Genomic DNA, 19175 nt, shown 5'->3' with positions numbered 1-19175 from the left:
TAATTTTGATTTGGAAGTGGAAACACCAGAGATGATAAGTTAGTCTGTTGAGAAACAGCAACAATAGATTTTTCATAACTTCATGACTACCAAAACTCAAGCTATTAATCCGCAGAATAAGTTTCAGTGTGTTGGTATCATCAACCGTGCAAATAGAATCTTCATGGGAATAGTTGCAGCTGTCCCAATTGCTTTAGCATTACCAGCAGAAGCATTACAAGTACAGATCACACCAACTGCTCCGAAACTGGGAGATACACTTTCAGTCATGATTGATGTAGATAGTCAAGAAAATGTGATTAATCCCACAGTGAAAGTTGGGGAAGAAACATATCCAGCTTTTGCAATTTCCCCTAATAAGTATCGTGCTTTTATTCCTACCACTCCACTAGAACAACCAGGGATCAGAAAAGTCACAGTGGCTGGAGATGGACAAGAAAGAAATTTAGCAGTAAAAATAAGCGATCGCAAATTTCCCGTCCAACGTATCACCTTACCACCAGGAAAAGCCGGAGTACAAGCCACAGAATATGAACTCCAGCGAGTCAAAGAATTTAAAGCCCTCCAAACACCAGAAAAATATTGGAACGGAGTTTTCCTCAGACCAAATAAAGGACGCATGACCACAACCTATGGTGTACGTCGCTACTATAATGGTAAATTTGCAAATGACTACTACCATCGTGGCCTAGACTACGCTGGTGCCGCAGGTTCAGCCGTAGTTGCCCCAGCCCCAGGACGAGTTGCTTTAGTAGGTACAGTTTCCCAAGGTTTCCGTATTCATGGTAACGTAGTTGGCATCGACCACGGTCAAGGTGTAACCAGTATTTTCATGCACCTCAGCCGTATTAATGTTAAAGAAGGAGATATTGTCAAAGCTGGTCAACTCATTGGTGGAGTAGGTTCAACAGGTGCTTCCACAGGCCCTCATTTGCACTGGGGTTTATATGTCAATGGAAAATCTATTGACCCCACATCCTGGCAAACCAAAGTCGTCGATTAATAATTCGTAATTCGTAATTCGTAATTCGTAATTAAATTCATAATTATGAATTATGAATTTGTTTGGTATAATCAATTGCTTTCTCTATTCCCTGTATTCCTTAAATTTAATCGTGAGAACTAATTATGAGTATTGAAAAAATTGTCGAACAAGCCCTTCAGGATGGTTATCTCACACCAGCAATGGAAGCCGAAGTGGGTCGAATTTGTGATAACGCCTCAGATCTATCCATTGAAGAGTACATGGCTCTAGATCGACTCATGGGTTCATTATTGACAGGTGAAGTAGTCGCAGTACCTCGCAAACAATTTATTAACGTAATGGAAGAATTGGTACTAACTGAAGTAATCAGCAAAGTAGCAGAAATAGAAGCCACTTCTGAAAGCTCTCTGGATGTGGGAGATATCACCGCTTACGCTCTTAATCGTCTTCCACCTCTGTATGCTACCACGGAAGAAGGCGCTAATTACCAGCGCCAACGCGCCAAAACAGAACTTCAAAACTTGATTTCTCAACAAGTAGCCAAAGCCATTGATTGTTACTTAGATAGACCTGAATTCTTCCCAGAACGTCAAGCCTTAAGCAAACACACTGGTAATGAAGTCCTCAGCCAAGTTAGTAACTTACTCCAAGTTTACGCACCCAATTTTGAACAAAAATCACATCCTTAGTCAGGAGTCAGGAGTCAGTAGTTAGTGGCAAATATTAAAAACTGACAACTGACAATTAACTAATTTCTCACCATAACTGGTGTACCTAAACTCAATTGTTCATACAGCATTCGGACATCAGAATTACGCATTCTTAGGCAACCATGAGATACTGCTGCTCCTATTAAGTCAGTATTAGGTGTACCATGAAAGCCAATTTCGTTTCTTCCATCTGACCAAAACCCAATCCATCTATCTCCTAAAGGACTGTCAGTACCTGCTTCAAATATTTGGCCAGTAATCGGATGCTTCCAAATGGGATGAAGTTGTTTGTGTATGACTTGAAACTCCCCTGTGGGCGTTTCCCAACCCTTCTTTCCTACAGCAATGGGATAACTAGCTATCACTTCATCATAGCGGTAAACATAAACCCGGCGATCGCTTAAATCAACTACCGCCTGTGTTCGATTAACTTCCAGTCCCTGAACAGATTTAGCTTGAGCTACACCCGGAAAGAAAAATCCCTTGGGACTATTATTCTCCTTGTTATTCTCTCCTTTTTCTGGAACTGCCAACTTTGTCTTCTTTGGTTTGTCCACAGCACCATCTGGATTTTGGTTTCCTTGAACTAATCTAGTCTTAGGCTTTGTTACAGAAGAATTTGGTGCTAATGGAAGTTCAGCCAAAGCTACTTCCCCAATACCAATGCCTTGCGGGGGATTTTTACCAGAGTTAGTGCGGCTAGTGGGATTTTGCCTCAATGTCGTGGATGCTGATTGATTTAACTGCTCTGTCGTTTTCTTAGTATGCCAATGGACAGCTAGAGACAAAATTGCTGTGCCAAAACAGAGGAACATCACCATCCGCGCTACAGATTCATTTCTTGCCATTGCCATCGCTTATTGTTTATCCCTGACCTATCTGGCTCTATAAAATTATGGACTACCCAGACCAGTCAATTAGCAAAGAATTTATCAATTATTATCAGTTATCTTATTACGCTGACAATATCTTCATAATTTAGCAGGAAGGTGACAGGTAACAGGTGACAGGTGACAGGTAACAGGTGACAGGTAACAGGTAACAGGAGTCAGGAGTCAGGAGTCAGGAGAAAGAAGAAAGAATTAATTTTTACCCTGCTCCCCTACTCCCCTACTCCCCTGCTCCCCTGCTCCCCTGCCTCTTTTTCCCGATCCCCCACACCCTGTTCTTAGTCAAGAGCGAGTAGTCAGTTGTTCAAGTGAATACATTTTACTAATTTTTTTCCCTAAACCCAAGACCCAGCAATGTACACTCAACACTTTTTTAATAATTCCTGATTTATACCGCTGTGGTTATCTCATAAATCCGTCACCTAGCGTGGGAACTTCTGAAAAATTATCCTGTCTAATAGGAGGGGATGATTTAACGCCAGTACGATCTATGAGTCAAGCGATTACGGTATCCTGGTCAACGGTTGATGCAACTTATTTGGAAGCATCGGTGCAGGTTGACAAACTCTCAAATCACGATCTAATTTTACGCTGTCAAGCAGGACTGCGTCCAGAGAAAGCTGCCTTTGCAGAACTCTTGCGTCGCTATCAGACTCAGGTTGATCGGGTTTTATACCACCTAGCCCCTGATTGGTCTGACAGAGCCGATTTAGCTCAAGAAGTGTGGATTCGAGTCTATCGGAATATTAACCGATTACAAGAACCTACTAAATTTCGGGGCTGGTTAAGCCGTATTGCCACTAACTTGTTTTACGACGAATTGCGTAAACGCAAACGGGTGGTTACTCCCCTATCACTAGATGCTCCTCGTTCGCTAGAAGATGGCGAAATGGATTGGGAAATTGCTGGTGATACTCCAGGGCCAGAAGAAGAACTGACAACCAGGGAATTTTACGAACAATTGCGAGATGCGATCGCGGATTTACCAGAAGTATTCCGTACTACAATCGTTCTCAGAGAAATTGAAGGCATGGCCTATGAAGAAATTGCCGAAATTACAGGCGTTTCATTAGGAACAGTCAAATCGAGAATAGCTAGAGCCAGATCCAGATTGCAAGCACAGTTGCAAACTTATCTAGATACCTAAATTTACAATCTGTTTCCTCAGTTCTATGGCAGAATTTAACCATATTAAAAATTTCTGCAAAAATAGATTTTTTCTGCCTCATGGAAGCAAATTTAACTAAATTCTCGTACTTAATACCCTGTATTCACCCGTGTATGAATTGGTAAAAACGTTAAAATGAATACTGATTCTCAGTTCTACGACCGTTCCCACTCCCAACTCTCTAGTGATGTATCAAATGGAATGGCTCAACATACCAATGAATTAACGGGTGCTATGGATATGGAGAAACACGATAACCAAGGGCATAAAGAAGCAGATCGCTTCGAGTTATTAAGTGCCTATCTTGATGGTGAAGTGACAGCATCTGAACGTCGGCAAGTGGAAGAATGGCTGGCAAAGGATGACTCAGTTCAATGCCTATATCAGCGACTACTAAAGTTAAGGCAAGGTGTAAAGTCCATGCCTATACCAGTATCTCAACTCTCACCAGAGGTGACATTTCAAAAGGTATGGAAACGTTTACGCAGCCGTACCCAGTTAAGTTGGTTGGTTGGTGGTGCAGCGGTAGCGGCTTGTGTCATCGGCTCAATATCTGGCTTAATTCCCGGTAACACAACCAAATTGCAACTAGCACAACAAAAAATACAACCAATAGCGACAATAACACAGCCAGCAGTCCCAGTTTCACCGCTAATGGTAGCTCTAAACAACCCAGTCATTGAAATTCCCAAAACAGCAATAGCTTCTCCCATTACACCAGTTAATGAATCAAAAACTCTGGAAAAAGACACAGACTTAGACATCAATTAATCAAGTTGCTTTTAGCTTAAACTATTCCAACAACCATCTAGTTGACAAATGCCACCTAGTTGGTAAACTTTTTCGGGTGTCATCAAGTACACCCAAGCCCAACCCAATGATAAGCCCATTGGCGCAGAAATCTCTATAGATTGCCGATTATAGAGGTTTTCTGATATTGGTCTTGTGGAGTCATAATCTTCTAAATCATCCAACGCTGTTAAAATCGCTGCATCGGCGAAAGAGAGTAAATAACCGTGAACTTTTTCATCCCCCAGTGTCATCGCTGGATAACCCATTGGTAAAGCATATAATTTACCTGGTGCGATCGCTTTTCTTGCTTCTACCACTCTACCAGCACAATATTTTTGATAATTCACTTCACCTGGCTTGAGAGTTCCGTACACGAAAACATTAATCACTGTGATTTCCTGGTTACAGTAATGATCCTGTAATCGCTAGTCCTATTGGTTGCATGAATGAAATGTAATGCACCATATTTTTCAACTACCAGTTGTTGCCGAAATATCAATTAACCAACGTACCGTTTGCGGAAAAGCAATTACAATCAACAACACAATAAACTGTAAAACCATAAAAGGAATAGCACTTTTATGAATATCAAATGTACTCACTTCTTTAGGGGCAACACTTTGTAAATAGAACAAAGAAAATCCCACAGGTGGAGAAATAAAAGCCGTTTGTAAATTAATAGCCATTACCACCCCAAACCATACCATATCAATATTTAAAGCTTGGGCAGCGGGTACAAATAAAGGCATAGCAATAAAGCAAATTTCCATAAATTCTAGAAAAACTCCCAGAGCAAAAATTGCTAAATTACTCACAATTAAAAATCCCCAATATCCTCCAGGTAAACCTGTTAATAAATTAGTAATAAGAGTTTTTCCGCCCAAAGCATCAAACACCAAACTAAACATCGAAGAACAGAAGAGAATCATCACCACCAAAGAAGTAATTACTGCGGTAGAATGAGCAGCATCACGAATTAATTGCGGTGTTAAACGTTTATTAAAAGCTGCAAGAACAGAAGCCCCAACCGCACCTACAGCACCTGCTTCTGTGGGAGTAGCAACACCAAAGAAAATACTACCTAATACTGCAAAAATTAACAGAATAGGAGGAACAACCGCCTTAAAAACTTTCTTAATTAATTGACGACCTTGAGGAATTTCCACATCAGCAGGGATAGGTGGAACTTTTTCCGGTTGAAAAAAAGCTAGTCCTAAAATATAGAGAATATAAGAACCAGATAACATTAATCCGGGAATTAATGCCCCTAAAAATAAATCTCCAACAGAAACACCAATTTGATCACTAAGAATTACTAAAACTAAACTGGGAGGAATTAACTGGGCTAAAGTACCGGAAGCAACTATTACCCCAGCAGCTAACTTTTTATCATAGCCATAGCGGATCATTACAGGTAATGATAACATTCCCATCACAATTACTGTAGCGGCTACGACTCCAGTTGTTGCGGCTAAAACCGTTCCTACTAAGACAACTGCTAAAGCTAATCCTCCCCGTACACGACTTAAAACAATCCCAATAGTTTCTAATAACTCTTCCGCTAGTCCTGATTTTTCTAAAACTGCACCCAGAAAGACGAAAAAGGGAATAGCGAGTAGAGTGAAATTAGACATTGTGCCGAACCAACTATTAGGTAATAGTAGGAGACGAGCAGGATTAAAAGCCCCTACTGCTGTACCAATTAGTCCAAAAACAATGGCTGTTCCTGCAAAAGAAAAAGCAACAGGATAGCCACTCATTAAAATAAAGAAAAAGCCGACAAACATTAAAATTGCTAACCATTCAAAACCCATGATTTTCCCTACTCAATATTGATATTTTCTGAAGTTTCTAGGCGAATTTTGTCTACTACTTGTTGATAGCCTAATAATACTGCTAAATATTTAATGGCTTGGGAAAGACTTTGTAAAAGCAGAAATATTAACGCTATGGGAACCATAGTTTTGATTGGTGCGCGGGGTAAACCATTAGCGTCAGAAGATACTTCCCAAGTTCCCCAACTGCCATCACTTGACCTTCCCCAAGACTGTAAAACAGGATTGAATGTCACCCAAATACCAATTATACAAAAAGGAATTAAAAACAAAATCGTTCCTACAAGATCAACTAAGGCACGTTTTTTTGCATTCATATTAGTATAGAGAAAGTCAACCCGCACATTTTCTCCATGCCTTAAAATATAAACAAAGCCGAATAAGAAAGTTAGAGAAAATAAATACCATTGCAATTCTAATAAAGCATTAGAAGATAATTGCACTCCAATGAAACGTCCTAGATAACGGACTACAACATTAAAAAAACCGACTCCAATTGTGAGTAATACTAGCCAGTTAGATAACCATCCCAATTTATCAGCACAACTGTCAATAAACTGCGAAAATTTTAACAGCTTGCTGATGAGAGTTAATCTTTTTGAGTTACGCATATAACATATAAATTCAAGGTAAGAATTGAGAAAATAACACAGAGAATTCAGTATAAATATACTTATAAAGTCCAGATGAATCAACTTTTAAAATACTTGCTCCTTGATATTCTTGAGATAAGCAAATATTCTGACTCCTGACTCCTGACTCCTGAATTCTCACAATTAAAGCACCTTATTTTACCTGAATTGTTACATCAATATGATATTGTGAGAAAATCTTATAGTTAGTCAATACTATTAACTTTTATGAAACGCCGAGCTATTGTTAACAGATTATCTCAAAGTGCGATCGCAGCTACAGGAGTGGCAATAGTCGCTGGCTGTCAAAAAGCCCAAAATACAGCCGCAACCGGACAAGCAGACACCAGCAACTTACCCACCATTAAATGGCAAATGGCTACAAGTTGGCCATTATCCTTAGAAACAATCTTTGGCGGAGCGCAGGTTTTAGCAGATCGTGTCAAAGCCCTAACCAACGGTAAATTTATCATCGAACCCCGTGCAGCAGGAGAAATAGCCCCCGGTTTAGAAGTTCTCAATGTTGTTTCTCAAGGTGCAGTACAAGCAGGACATACTGCCGCTTATTACTACATTGGTAAAAGTCCTGCCCTAGCTTTTGGTACATCAGTACCATTTGGACTTAATGCCCAACAACAAAATGCTTGGTTATATGAAGGAGGCGGTTTAGCTAAACTGCAAGAAATTTATGCCCGTAAATTTAATGTAATTCAATTTCCAGCGGGAAATACGGGTACACAAATGGGGGGATGGTTTCGTAACGAAGTGAAAACACTCAATGACCTCAAGGGTCTAAAAATGCGTATTCCCGGTTTGGGAGGACAAGTTATGGCTAAACTAGGCGTAACAGTACAGACTCTTCCAGGTGGAGAAATCTTTCAAGCCTTACAAACAGGCGCTATTGATGCTGCTGAGTGGGTAGGACCCTATGACGATGAAAAATTAGGCTTAAATAAAGTCGCTAAATTTTACTATTATCCCGGTTGGTGGGAACCAGGCCCAACCCTAGAAGTACAAGTTAATTTAGACGAGTGGAAAAAGTTACCACCTCAATACCAAGCAGCTTTAGAAACCGCTGCATATCAGTCGAATACAACAATGTTAGCTCGTTATGATGCCCGCAATAGTGAGGCATTAGAGAAACTATTAAAAACAGGGATTCAAGTTCGTCCTTATAGTCAAGAAATTCTGGAAGCAGCGGAAAAAGCGTCTTTTGCTTTATATGATGAGTTCGCGGCTAAAGATGCAGATTTTAAAGCCGTTTATGAACAGTGGAAACCCTTCAGAGATCGGATGTATGCTTGGAACAATCTCAATGAAGGCAGTCTGACTCGTTATGCTTATGGGAAACTGAAAGCAGAGTAATTGAGAGTTTTGTTAATAACGTAAGTTGCTAGTTAGGAAAATTGTCAGCATCAGGATTTACAGGATTTAAAGATCAACAGGATTAAGACTGAGATTTCATCATCAATTACCCATTACCAGCCTTAACTAGATGACTAGCAACTAGCAACTTGGGTTAATAGACTTCTAAAGAATAATGTAGAGATGTTTCATGGAACGTCTCTGCAAGGGTTATGGGAAACGTACTACTTCCAAATCCAAAAATTTCCACTTTACTTTTTTTACACGAAAATGGAAAATTTTCCTGTATATTCTATTGATAATTGGTGATAGAATCTCTGATTTTCATCCTGTTCATCCTTTAATCCTGGATATCCTGATTCTGACAATTTACCCAACTAGCAACTTTTAGGATTTAGCGGGACAACAAAACCGGATTCCTTACCAAGAATATACTATTTACCAAAATCATTACACACCGCAATTGTTGTCATTCATCAATTACCACAAACTCAAGAAACACTGTGGTTAAGACTTTTAGGTAGAGGTACAGTCCAAAAACGAGCAATTGATGAATTAGCTGCGTTACCATTAAATCAACCTTACGTCAAAATTACCTTAGAACTACTCTACAACCTCCAGAAAAACTTAAAAATCAATCAAAGTTCACAAACAGAAGATCAGGAGTTAATTATGCGTTTAGCACCACTTTACCAACAAGACCGAGAACTAGCTAAACAAGAAGGAGAACAACGTCTAATTATCCGTCAATTAAATCGCCGAATTGGTGAAATTGATTCCTCATTAATTCAAAAAATCCAAGAATTACCTGTTGAGAAACTTGAAGAATTAGGAGAAGCTTTGTTAGATTTTACTTCAGTTACAGACTTAGAAACTTGGCTGAAATAAATATCTCCAAAAAAGTGGAGACGTTCCATAGAACGTTTCTACAAGGGTTACAGATAACGCATATTTAATTATTGGAGATATTTATTAGGGTTAATTTACTTGTATCTTGATTTTCGCTAATTCTTTGGACGATGATCACTATATAGCTTATTTAATTATTTAATTTTCACTCTTATGTCTGATATCTATAATTATGCCACAATAGCAAAATTAGGTAACAGCATTAGGAGTTTTAGTTGTGGAGTCCCCCCAAAAAACGTTATACCACCCAGCCACAATTGAGGAAAAATGGCAACAAACATGGTTAGAACTTGGCTTAGATAAAACACCTCAAGATCAAAACAAGCCAAAATTCTACGCGCTTTCCATGTTCCCTTATCCATCTGGAAGCTTGCACATGGGTCACGTCCGTAATTACACAATTACTGATGTGATTGCCCGCCTCAAACGGATGCAAGGGTATCGGGTATTACATCCAATGGGTTGGGATGCTTTTGGATTACCCGCAGAAAACGCCGCCATTGATAGAGGTGTACCCCCTGCTAAATGGACATATCAGAATATCGACCAGATGAGGCAACAATTACAGCGTCTGGGTTTATCCTTAGATTGGGAATGTGAAGTTGCTACCTGTTCTCCAGATTATTACAAATGGACGCAATGGATTTTTCTGCAATTTTTACAAGCTGGTTTAGCATATCAAAGAGAAGCCGCAGTTAACTGGGATCCTATCGACCAAACTGTATTAGCAAACGAACAAGTGGATAGTGAAGGACGTTCTTGGCGCAGTGGAGCAATAGTAGAACGTAAATTACTGCGTCAATGGTTTTTTAAGATTACCGACTACGCTGAAGAATTGTTGAATGACCTAGATAAATTAACAGGTTGGCCGGAAAGAGTCAAATTAATGCAGGCTAACTGGATAGGAAAATCCACAGGTGCATATTTAGAATTTCCCATTGTTGGATCAGAGGAAAAAATCGGCGTTTACACCACCCGTCCCGATACCGTTTATGGTGTTAGCTACGTCGTATTAGCCCCAGAACACCCCTTAACTCAAGTTGTTACTACTTCAGACCAAAAAGCAGCAGTAGAAGCCTTTATTAAAGAAGTCAGCAACCAAAGCGAATTAGAAAGAACCGCAGAAGACAAACCAAAACGCGGTATTCCTACAGGTGGGAAAGTTATTAACCCCTTTACTGGCGAAGAAGTACCCATTTGGATTGCAGATTATGTACTCTATGAATATGGTACAGGTGCGGTGATGGGTGTACCTGCCCATGATGTGCGAGATTTCAAATTTGCCAAAGAACAGAATTTAGCTATCAAAGTTGTAATTGTTCCAGAAGTTGGTGCAGAAGAAACTTTAAAAGCAGCATATACAGAAGCGGGAATTTTAGTTAATTCCGGTGAATTTAACGGGATGAATTCTGTAGATGCTAAAAAAGCAATTATCGAATTTGCAGAAAAACAAGGTTTTGGTAAATTAAGAGTACAATATCGCCTCAGAGATTGGTTGATATCTCGTCAACGTTATTGGGGCGCACCTATCCCTGTTATTCATTGTCCTAATTGTGGAATTGTGCCTGTACCTGATAAAGATTTACCTGTACAATTACCAGAAGAAATTGAATTAAGTGGTCGTGGTGGTTCACCTTTAGCACAATTAGAAAGTTGGGTAAATGTTCCTTGTCCAACCTGTGGTACTCCTGCAAAACGGGAAACCGACACAATGGATACTTTTATTGATTCTTCTTGGTATTACTTGCGTTATGCTGACGCAAAGAATGAAGAAAAGATTTTTGATTCCAATAAAGTAAATGATTGGATGCCTGTAGATCAATATGTAGGTGGAATTGAACACGCAATTTTACATTTGTTGTATTCGCGTTTCTTCACCAAAGTATTAAGAGATAGGGGTTTATTTAACTTTGATGAACCATTTCAACGCCTATTAACTCAGGGAATGGTACAGGGTTTAACTTACATTAACCCGAAAAAAGGTGGCAAGGATAAATGGATTCCTTCTCATTTAGTTGATGCTAGTAATCCTGTAGATCCGCAAACAGGAGAACCTTTACAACGTCTCTATGCAACCATGTCCAAATCAAAAGGAAATGGTGTTGCGCCAGAAGATGTAATTAATAAATATGGCATTGATACAGCGCGAATGTTCATTTTATTTAAAGCACCTCCAGAAAAAGATTTGGAATGGGATGAGGCTGATGTTGAGGGACAATTCCGCTTTTTAAATCGCGTTTGGCGGTTGGTTACTGATTATGCTGCTGCGGGAGTATGTAAGCAAAAAGCAGAATTGGATAAATTAACTAAAGCGGAAAAAGATTTGCGTCGGGCAATTCATATTGCAATTCAAGCGATTACGGAAGACGTGGAAGATGAATATCAATTTAATACCGCTATTTCTGAATTGATGAAGTTAAGTAATGCCTTGACTGATGCTAAATGTAATAATTCGCCAATTTATGCAGAAGGTATTCAAACTTTGGTGATTATGTTAGCACCTTTTGCCCCGCATATTGCTGATGAATTATGGCATTTGTTGGGGAATAAGGGAACGGTGCATACTCAAGTTTGGCCGAGTTTTGATCCTGCGGCTTTGATAGCTGATGAGATTACTTTGGTAATTCAAATTATGGGTAAAACTCGCGGTTCTATTCAAGTTCCTTCGCAGTTAGATAAGGCTGAGTTGGAAAAATATGCGCGTGAGTCGGAAGTTGCACAACGGTATATTGAAGGGAAGGAAGTTAAGAAGGTGATTGTGGTGCCTGGTAAGTTGGTGAATTTCGTTTTGGGTTAATTTTTGGTTTGTAGGTTGGGTTAAATGAAATGCAACCCAACACATTTATTATTATTGGTTGATGTTGGGTTTGCTATCGTCAACCTAACCTACAGAATTAATCACAAACCTGTCATAAAAATGAAAATATTATAGTCGGCTTGAGCCGACTTTTGCTATGAGACTGGGAATTCATTCCCAGGCGGGTGATTGCGTCTGGACTTAAAAATTCCACTGATATCCACAATCCCATCTTTCCATTATCCCCATGTCCGCCTCAGAATGAATTCTGAGGCTAATAGCAAAAGTCAGCTAAAGCTGACTAAATGTAAATTACATATAAAATTTCTGTGGTGGATCATCATCTTGGTTAAAATCTTCCAAAGATTTAATTATTGTACTCTGTGCATGATGTTCCTTTTGATTTTTCACATAAATCACAGCTTCTTGGAGTTGTTTTCTCCCTAACGAAAAAACACCATATCCTCTTTGCCAAGCAAACATATCTGGTAACGAAAACACATTATTAATATAATGAGTGCTGCTACCTTTGATTTTTTGCACAAATTCAGATATGGAAATTTTCGGAGGAATGGAAGCTACTATATGAATGTGGTTTTCTGTACCATTAATAGCATGAATAATTGTTTCTAATTCATCAGCTTTGCTAATAATGTAACTATAAATTTTCGTTTCTCTTTCATTGGTAATTAATAACTGACGCTCTTTTGTTGCCCAAACCAGATGATAATACAGTCTCCACAAAGCCATAATACACCCTATTTATTGATAAATATCAATGTTTTCATATTCATTATTCCCAAAATTCCCACGCTTATGCTGTGAGACTGGAATTATTTCCGTAAATTTTGCAATTATATAAATTCATTTGCGGTATAATAGGTATAATTAATTTATCAAATTACGACAATAAATATATCTATGCACATACAAAGAATCCAAGTACCTGATTTTCGGGCTTTGAAAAATGTAGATATTACTTTTGAGAAGGAATTTACTCCACGGATTTTTCCCCTTGGTAGTCAAAATGGAGGCGGTAAAAGTACATTGTTGCAGTTGATTTTTGTGTTGTTACATTGTGCTGGTAATCCTGATAGGGTGGAGTTTATACAGAATTTACTTGATGGATTTTATATAAAAAATAATTCTGGTGAAAGAACTTTAGCAACTATTGATATTTGGGATGGTAGTTTAAATATAAAAATAGAATTTTTTGTTGGTAATGAAGATTATATTTTTAATCATTTTATCGGATCTAAGGTTGATAACATAGAATTGATGAAATATTACAATTTTTATAAAAATCAATTTACAGCAGAAAAAATATTACCTCTACAAAAAAAGAAATCAAATATAGAAATGGTTTTATTAAATCTAAGACACAAAGCAAGGAAGAATAATCAATCAAATTCATTAAGCACTGAAGAACAAGAGCAAGAAAAATCTATAAAGCAAGAAATAAATGTTATTCAAACAGAAATAGATAAAGAAATAGCCTTATCTCAGAAATATCATAATTTACTAAATGAAGCATTAAAAAATACTCAGGTATTATATATTTGCGATTGTTATAATGAAAGTAACTCCACGGTAGAAAAATTAATGTGTATTGTTGATGGTATTGATGATATACATGAAGTAGGAGAATTTTTAAAAACCATTTCAAATAAAATATTTCTAACTTCCCATATTTCACAAATCTTCCTATTTCTACAACCAGACAACAGAAAATCACTATTTAAAAAACAAGACAATAATCAAAATAACTATTACCAACAAATTAAAATAGCTAATTCTAGATTACTAGGGTTTTTTACTTATGACTTCCTAGCAATAGATATTTTGATTGAAGCATTCAAAAAAGCACGGGATGAAGATTTTAAACAAGCTGTAGAACAAGGAGGAAATTATGGTAATAATTATGTAAAACTATTAGCCGAATTGAACAATCTTCTGAGCAATAAGAAAATTAATGTACAACCAGATTTGTCTGGAATTAATTTTAGAATTGATGGTGATCAAACAGAACTTTATCCAGAAGATTTAAGTCATGGAGAATTAAAAAGATTATGTATTTATATGTGGTTAAAGTATAATAATATCAAAGATGCAATTGTGCTGATGGATGAATTAGAGATATCATTTCATCCAGATTGGCAATATCAAATAGTTAGAGATTTAGAAGAATGGGGTGCGACTAATCAATATATTTTAGCTACCCATTCCTACGAAATTTGTCAAGCGGTTACACCTGCTCATGTTAAGGAATTAGATCCAAAATTACAAGCAAGAACAATTCAATAATCAACTGAAAACAAAATATGAGTTTAAATGAAACCGAACTAAAAGAACATTGTTTAAATATTCTCCAGTCTGCAAGAATTAGAAATAAAATTGTGATTCTCTGTGAAGGTGTTATTTCCGAAGTACAAGGGAGACGTTCACCGCAATTATACAAGCAAATGGAACAGATGCCAGATGCTAACTTTTATAATGCTTGTTTACCTACATGGTGGAAAGAATATAGACCGCAATTTTTTAATTGTGGAGGTAAAAGTAGTGTCTTAAAGACATATTTTAAAATTCTAGAATTGCATAATGCTAATAGCAGCCAATCATTTTTAAATCCTAATCTACTTTTTGCCATTGTAGATTTAGATATTCAATCAGAAGAAATTCAAGAAGAGTACAGTTTTAAAAATACAGAAGATATTTTTTATAGTCTTTATCATCAAGGAAATATCAACGAATCTAACATAGACCATCATCGTATTTGGGTGACTGGGTTAATTCATAAAGAGGCTTATTTTTTATTACCTGATATTCAGGAAGTTTTTGACAATCATTATGTTAGTTATCCGTTATATAAAGAAAATCCTGTGAATTTAGAAAATATTTATTTAGATATGGTTAATGATATGACTAATGATAAAGAATTACAATATCATTGGTCAAGGGTAATTCAGAGAATTAATTATCTTGCTAATTTGGATGGTGTGGAAATAGATAAATTTCAATATTCATGGAATCAAGAATATTGTAATTATCAAAGTTCAGATGATAAAACTAAATTAATCAATGCTTTATTAATGTTGGTGAAATCTAAAGAATATTGGCGACAGATTTTACCTGATGAAAATTGGCCTCATTCGGAACATAAATTTAGAGAACAGTTATCTTTAGAAATTGGTAAATTTTATTCAAAGCAAGATGGAAGTGTGGAAAATCATATTCCTTTTTTCTTTAAGACGCTATATAAATTAATTGAAAAATAAACTTTTTTATAGTCGGCTTCAACTGACTTTTGTTATGAGACTGGGAATTAATTCCCATGCGGGTGATTGGGTTTTGAGAACTAATTCACAAGCGGGTTATCGGATTTTAACATTCATTTTCAAACTGGCTTGAACATCCCATTTTCCCATTATTGCCAAGTCTGCCTCAGAATGAATTCTGAGGCTAATAACCAAAGTCAGCTAAAGCTGACTAAATGTAAAATTTTTGGGGTAGATCATCATCTTGGTTAAAAACAAATTGAGTTGGATAATCTTGTGAATGCTGAACTCAATGCTGCTACAGCCAGAACTGCATCAAGAAATTCTTTGAAGTTTATTTAAAAGTTTAAGAATTTATTACTAGATAGAACAAACAATCACCAAATACAAAATCGGTGCAGTTTCCCACACCGATTTTCAGGTTTAATTCTGTTTTCCGCACCATTTCCCTCACGCTAATGCGGAAGCTTGGGGTTTAGCAAAAATCATTCTTCCTGCTGAGGTTTGTAAAGCACTGGTGACAACTACCCGGAGTTCACCACCTACATAACTGCTTCCTTCTTCAACTACTACCATTGTGCCGTCGTCTAAATAACCCACACCTTGACTTGGTTCTTTACCTTCTTTGAGGATTTTTAAATCCAGATTATCACCGGGTAAATAAGATGGACGAACTGCATTTACCAAATCATTGACATTTAATACTGGAACTTTCTGTACACTAGCAACTTTAGATAAATTGTAGTCATTAGTTAACAGAGTCCCGTTAATTTCTTGGGCAAATCGCACCAATTTAGCATCAACTGTGGCAATATCTTCGTAATCAGCGGCGTTAATTAAAATCCGTTCTGGGTAAGCTTCTTTAATGCGGTTGAGAATTTCTAATCCGCGTCTTCCTCTAACTCGTTTTTGGTCTTTACTTGCATCAGCTACTTGTTGCAGTTCTTGTAAAATAAACTGGGGGACAATAATGACCCCTTCTAGAAAACCAGTTTCTAGTAAGGTTTCAATGCGACCATCAATAATGCAACTGGTATCTAAAACTTTGGTATTGGCAGGTTTGAGAGTTCCTTCTACTACCATTGTTTCTACAGTGTTGGGATTAATTAGGCGTAATAAACCGCGTCCATGAGTATCTGCCAAATTCATGCCTGTGACAGCAAGTATAATACTACCAACAACGGCTACTAGCGGTTTAATAAATCCAAAATCTGCGGGAATGGGTAGTAAAAATAGCGGGGCTAACATTAAATTAGCTAGTAACAGCCCAATTACTAAGCCAATGGCACGAGTTAAAATGACTTCGAGGGGCATTTCTCGGACTTGTGTTTCTAAGCGACGGTATGTAGTCTGGAAACTTAGCCCAATTGCACCACCAATAATAGCAGCAAAGACGGCAACGACCATCCGCAATGCGTCTAGGTTTGTTACCCCGTCTAGAGTTCCAGGGGGCAGTAAATCGGTACTAAAGTAACCTATTCCCGAAGCTGCCAAAATAAATGAGAGAATGATAATGATATCAAGCATGATAGTGTTGTTTTCCTACAACTGTAGTTACCCAAGAGAGTAAGGTATTTTTTGTTTCAACGGTCAAATTGATTAAGAAATATGGACTTACGCTAAGGGTTTAGGTGATAAATACAATATATGCAAACATTATAACCAAAGTGTTTTCCCTGCATAATTATTCTTATTTTTGTTATCAAAAGATAAAAAGTTGTAAACAAACTACTCATTTTTTTTATTTGTAATTGTCTATTTAATTAATTTAATTGTTGATCATAATGAGTCACAAAGATATTGCTGTTCAAGTTCCTAGTGCGGCTTACGTACATATCCCCTTTTGTCGGCGGCGGTGTTTTTATTGTGATTTTCCGGTGTTTGTGGTGGGCGATGCCTACGGCGAGCCAAGCTACCGCTCACAGGGTAAAACATCTGGTACAATTTCTCAATATGTTGAGGCACTCTGTCATGAAATCGGCATCTCACCTGCTTTTGGTCAACCACTAGAAACTATTTTCTTTGGTGGTGGTACTCCTTCGCTGTTATCGACAGAACAGTTGCAATGTATATTAACAGCCTTAGAGAAGCGTTTTGGCATTGCGGCTGGGGTGGAAATTTCTATGGAAATGGATCCCGGTACTTATGATTTGGCACAGATTGCAGGTTATTGCAGTGCGGGTGTGAACCGGGTAAGCTTGGGTGTACAAGCCTTTCAAGATGAATTACTAAAAATTGCTGGGCGATCGCACTCAGTTAATGATATCTTTGCAGCTATTGATTTAATCAACCAAGTCGAGATACCCGAATTTAGCTTAGACCTAATTTCCGGGTTGCCACATCAGTCTTTGGTTCAATGGCAAGATTCCCTAACTAAAGCGGTAGAAATTGCCCCCACCCATATCTCTATTTATGATTTAACCATAGAACCAGGGACAGCTTTTGGTCGTTATTACAAACCGGGAGATAATCCCCTACCGACAGATGAAACCACTGTTCAAATGTACCAACAGGCGCAAAAAGTCCTAACTGGTGCAGGTTATGAACATTATGAAATTTCCAACTATGCCAAACCTGGACATCAGTGTAGACATAATCGAGTTTATTGGCAAAATCTTCCTTATTATGCTTTTGGTATGGGTGCGGCTAGTTATATGCAAGGTAAACGTTTCACCCGTCCCCGCAAAACTAAAGAATATTATCAATGGTTGGAAAATGGCGCTGTGATTGATTGTGAAGTCACCCCACCAGCGGAAGAATTGTTAGAAACTTTAATGCTGGGATTGCGTTTAGCAGAAGGTTTGAGTTTAACAGTGTTGGTTGAGAAGTTTGGAGAAGGAAAAGTAGAGGAAATTAAACAATGTTTGCAACCTTATTTTGAAAAAGGTTGGGTAGAAGTTGTGGGGAAAAGATTGCGTTTAATTGATCCCGATGGGTTTTTGTTTTCTAATGTGGTGTTGGCAGATTTGTTTGAAACATTGGGGGAATGAAAAGATATTCTTTCTTGTAAGTTATTATTCAAGCAGTAATTTGCAAACAAGATAAAGCTATTGTTACAATTAAATAAATAACCATTAACCCAAATGTCTAAAGAACTAATTGAATTGATGAGACTAGCAGACGCACTCACACCAGATGAGCAATTAAGTCTCATTGCTTACCTAACTCAAAGGCTACAACATTGCGAAATCAAGCGCAAACCACGCCGTGACTTGATGGAATTTGCGGGAATAGCACCCAACTTACTAGGTGGTATGGATGCTCAAGAATATGTTACTCGCATGAGACGTGGAGAGTTTCCTGATTTAGAAATTGCAGAAAAGCAATTAGGTAAAAAGGAGTGAATATTACAAACAGTTTACAGGGTGTAAGGCGCTTATTTCTGGATACCGCACCAGTTATTTATTTCGTGGAACAACATCCACAATACTTTCCTGCGACTATAGAAGTGTTTGAGCAGCTTCAGAATACACCCCTCGTTGGTGTTGTTTCACCTATTACTTTAGCTGAATGTTTAGTTCAACCCTATCGTTTAGAACAAACAGAATTACAGCAAGAGTTTATAGAGTTAATGACTGACAATGAAAATATTAAATTTGTACCAGTTGTGAATGAAAGCATAGCAATAGAAGCTGCTCAAATCAGAGCCAGATACAATTTACAATTACCTGATGCTTTTCAAATTGCCGTTGCTCTAAATGCAGAATGTGAAGCATTTCTCACTAATGATGTTACCTTCAAGCGAGTTACAGAATTGCGTATATTAGTGTTGAATGATTTTAATCATTCTAGATAAGTTAAAATTTTTGATGGTGCG

At 37.6% G+C, this 19175-nt stretch carries 17 protein-coding genes and 1 pseudogene; 12 read left to right on the top strand and 6 right to left on the bottom strand.

Going from position 1 to position 19175, the window contains the following annotated elements; all coding sequences use genetic code 11:
* Positions 1-82 precede the first annotated feature (82 nt).
* The gene (locus ACLLO5_RS00270; RefSeq protein ID WP_413173498.1) at positions 83-1003 is read left to right on the top strand and encodes a M23 family metallopeptidase; all 921 of its coding nucleotides are present in this window, start codon (positions 83-85) and stop codon (positions 1001-1003) included.
* A gap of 125 nt (positions 1004-1128) precedes the next feature.
* A complete protein-coding gene (locus tag ACLLO5_RS00265; protein WP_413173497.1) occupies positions 1129-1674 on the top strand; it encodes a late competence development ComFB family protein in 546 nt (181 codons plus the stop codon).
* A 59-nt stretch (positions 1675-1733) separates the two neighbouring features.
* Here ACLLO5_RS00265 and ACLLO5_RS00260 read toward each other — a convergent pair whose 3' ends face one another.
* Positions 1734-2549 (bottom strand): L,D-transpeptidase, encoded by an 816-nt coding sequence (locus ACLLO5_RS00260; protein WP_413173496.1) that lies wholly within the window; start codon positions 2547-2549, stop codon positions 1734-1736.
* 526 nt (positions 2550-3075) lie between these two features.
* On the opposite strand from ACLLO5_RS00260, the gene ACLLO5_RS00255 reads away from it, so the two are divergent.
* Together ACLLO5_RS00255 and ACLLO5_RS00250 are read left to right on the top strand one after the other, a co-directional pair.
* A complete protein-coding gene (locus ACLLO5_RS00255; RefSeq protein WP_413173494.1) occupies positions 3076-3732 on the top strand; it encodes a sigma-70 family RNA polymerase sigma factor in 657 nt (218 codons plus the stop codon).
* Between the two features lie 156 nt (positions 3733-3888).
* Complete coding sequence (locus ACLLO5_RS00250; protein WP_413173493.1) at positions 3889-4524, top strand: anti-sigma factor family protein; 636 nt, start codon at positions 3889-3891, stop codon at positions 4522-4524.
* A gap of 11 nt (positions 4525-4535) precedes the next feature.
* On the opposite strand, the gene ACLLO5_RS00245 is transcribed toward ACLLO5_RS00250, so the two are convergent.
* The 3 genes from ACLLO5_RS00245 to ACLLO5_RS00235 form a co-directional block, all read right to left on the bottom strand.
* On the bottom strand, positions 4536-4931 hold the full coding sequence (locus ACLLO5_RS00245) for a gamma-glutamylcyclotransferase (RefSeq protein ID WP_413176203.1): 396 nt from the start codon (positions 4929-4931) through the stop codon (positions 4536-4538).
* 84 nt (positions 4932-5015) lie between these two features.
* Complete coding sequence (locus tag ACLLO5_RS00240; RefSeq protein ID WP_413173492.1) at positions 5016-6359, bottom strand: TRAP transporter large permease; 1344 nt, start codon at positions 6357-6359, stop codon at positions 5016-5018.
* Positions 6360-6367: 8 nt separating this feature from the next.
* Entirely contained in the window at positions 6368-6991 is a 624-nt protein-coding gene (locus tag ACLLO5_RS00235) for a TRAP transporter small permease subunit (protein WP_413173491.1), read from the bottom strand.
* Between the two features lie 249 nt (positions 6992-7240).
* Here ACLLO5_RS00235 and ACLLO5_RS00230 point away from each other — a divergent pair, with 249 nt between their 5' ends.
* The 3 genes and pseudogenes from ACLLO5_RS00230 to leuS all read left to right on the top strand — a co-directional run bounded on the left by ACLLO5_RS00230 (position 7241) and on the right by leuS (position 12083).
* On the top strand, positions 7241-8377 hold the full coding sequence (locus tag ACLLO5_RS00230; RefSeq protein ID WP_413173490.1) for a TRAP transporter substrate-binding protein: 1137 nt from the start codon (positions 7241-7243) through the stop codon (positions 8375-8377).
* Between the two features lie 390 nt (positions 8378-8767).
* Positions 8768-9265: pseudogene (locus ACLLO5_RS00225) on the top strand (DUF4351 domain-containing protein); the annotation flags it as partial.
* Positions 9266-9503: 238 nt separating this feature from the next.
* The gene (gene leuS / locus ACLLO5_RS00220) at positions 9504-12083 is read left to right on the top strand and encodes a leucine--tRNA ligase (protein WP_413173489.1); all 2580 of its coding nucleotides are present in this window, start codon (positions 9504-9506) and stop codon (positions 12081-12083) included.
* Between the two features lie 312 nt (positions 12084-12395).
* Here the strand turns inward: leuS and tnpA are convergent, their stop codons facing one another.
* Positions 12396-12833, bottom strand: a complete 438-nt coding sequence (gene tnpA, locus ACLLO5_RS00215; protein WP_413173488.1) for an IS200/IS605 family transposase — start codon at positions 12831-12833, stop codon at positions 12396-12398.
* A 171-nt stretch (positions 12834-13004) separates the two neighbouring features.
* On the opposite strand from tnpA, the gene ACLLO5_RS00210 reads away from it, so the two are divergent.
* Both ACLLO5_RS00210 and ACLLO5_RS00205 read left to right on the top strand, forming a co-directional pair.
* A complete protein-coding gene (locus tag ACLLO5_RS00210; RefSeq protein ID WP_413173487.1) occupies positions 13005-14387 on the top strand; it encodes an AAA family ATPase in 1383 nt (460 codons plus the stop codon).
* Positions 14388-14404: 17 nt separating this feature from the next.
* Positions 14405-15358 carry a hypothetical protein gene (locus ACLLO5_RS00205; protein WP_413173486.1) on the top strand — a complete coding sequence of 318 codons (954 nt, stop codon included), beginning with the start codon at positions 14405-14407 and terminating at the stop codon, positions 15356-15358.
* A 450-nt stretch (positions 15359-15808) separates the two neighbouring features.
* On the opposite strand, the gene ACLLO5_RS00200 is transcribed toward ACLLO5_RS00205, so the two are convergent.
* Positions 15809-16885, bottom strand: coding sequence for a PIN/TRAM domain-containing protein (locus tag ACLLO5_RS00200; RefSeq protein WP_413173485.1), 1077 nt, complete (start codon positions 16883-16885; stop codon positions 15809-15811).
* A 257-nt stretch (positions 16886-17142) separates the two neighbouring features.
* Between ACLLO5_RS00200 and hemW the strand changes: the two genes are divergently transcribed.
* The 3 genes from hemW to ACLLO5_RS00185 all read left to right on the top strand — a co-directional run bounded on the left by hemW (position 17143) and on the right by ACLLO5_RS00185 (position 19154).
* Complete coding sequence (hemW, locus tag ACLLO5_RS00195) at positions 17143-18348, top strand: radical SAM family heme chaperone HemW (protein WP_413173484.1); 1206 nt, start codon at positions 17143-17145, stop codon at positions 18346-18348.
* 93 nt (positions 18349-18441) lie between these two features.
* Positions 18442-18702 carry a hypothetical protein gene (locus tag ACLLO5_RS00190; RefSeq protein WP_413173483.1) on the top strand — a complete coding sequence of 87 codons (261 nt, stop codon included), beginning with the start codon at positions 18442-18444 and terminating at the stop codon, positions 18700-18702.
* The gene (locus ACLLO5_RS00185) at positions 18699-19154 is read left to right on the top strand and encodes a type II toxin-antitoxin system VapC family toxin (protein WP_413173482.1); all 456 of its coding nucleotides are present in this window, start codon (positions 18699-18701) and stop codon (positions 19152-19154) included. Before ACLLO5_RS00190 ends, ACLLO5_RS00185 begins: the two co-directional genes overlap by 4 nt.
* The last annotated feature ends 21 nt before the right edge of the window (positions 19155-19175 follow it).

It is taken from the genome of Anabaena azotica SJ-1 (assembly GCF_047275885.1).
GTDB classification, from domain to species: domain Bacteria; phylum Cyanobacteriota; class Cyanobacteriia; order Cyanobacteriales; family Nostocaceae; genus Trichormus_B; species Trichormus_B azotica_A.
The sequence above is the reverse complement of the archived record's forward strand: the minus strand, read 5'-3'. Positions and strand labels throughout refer to the sequence as shown.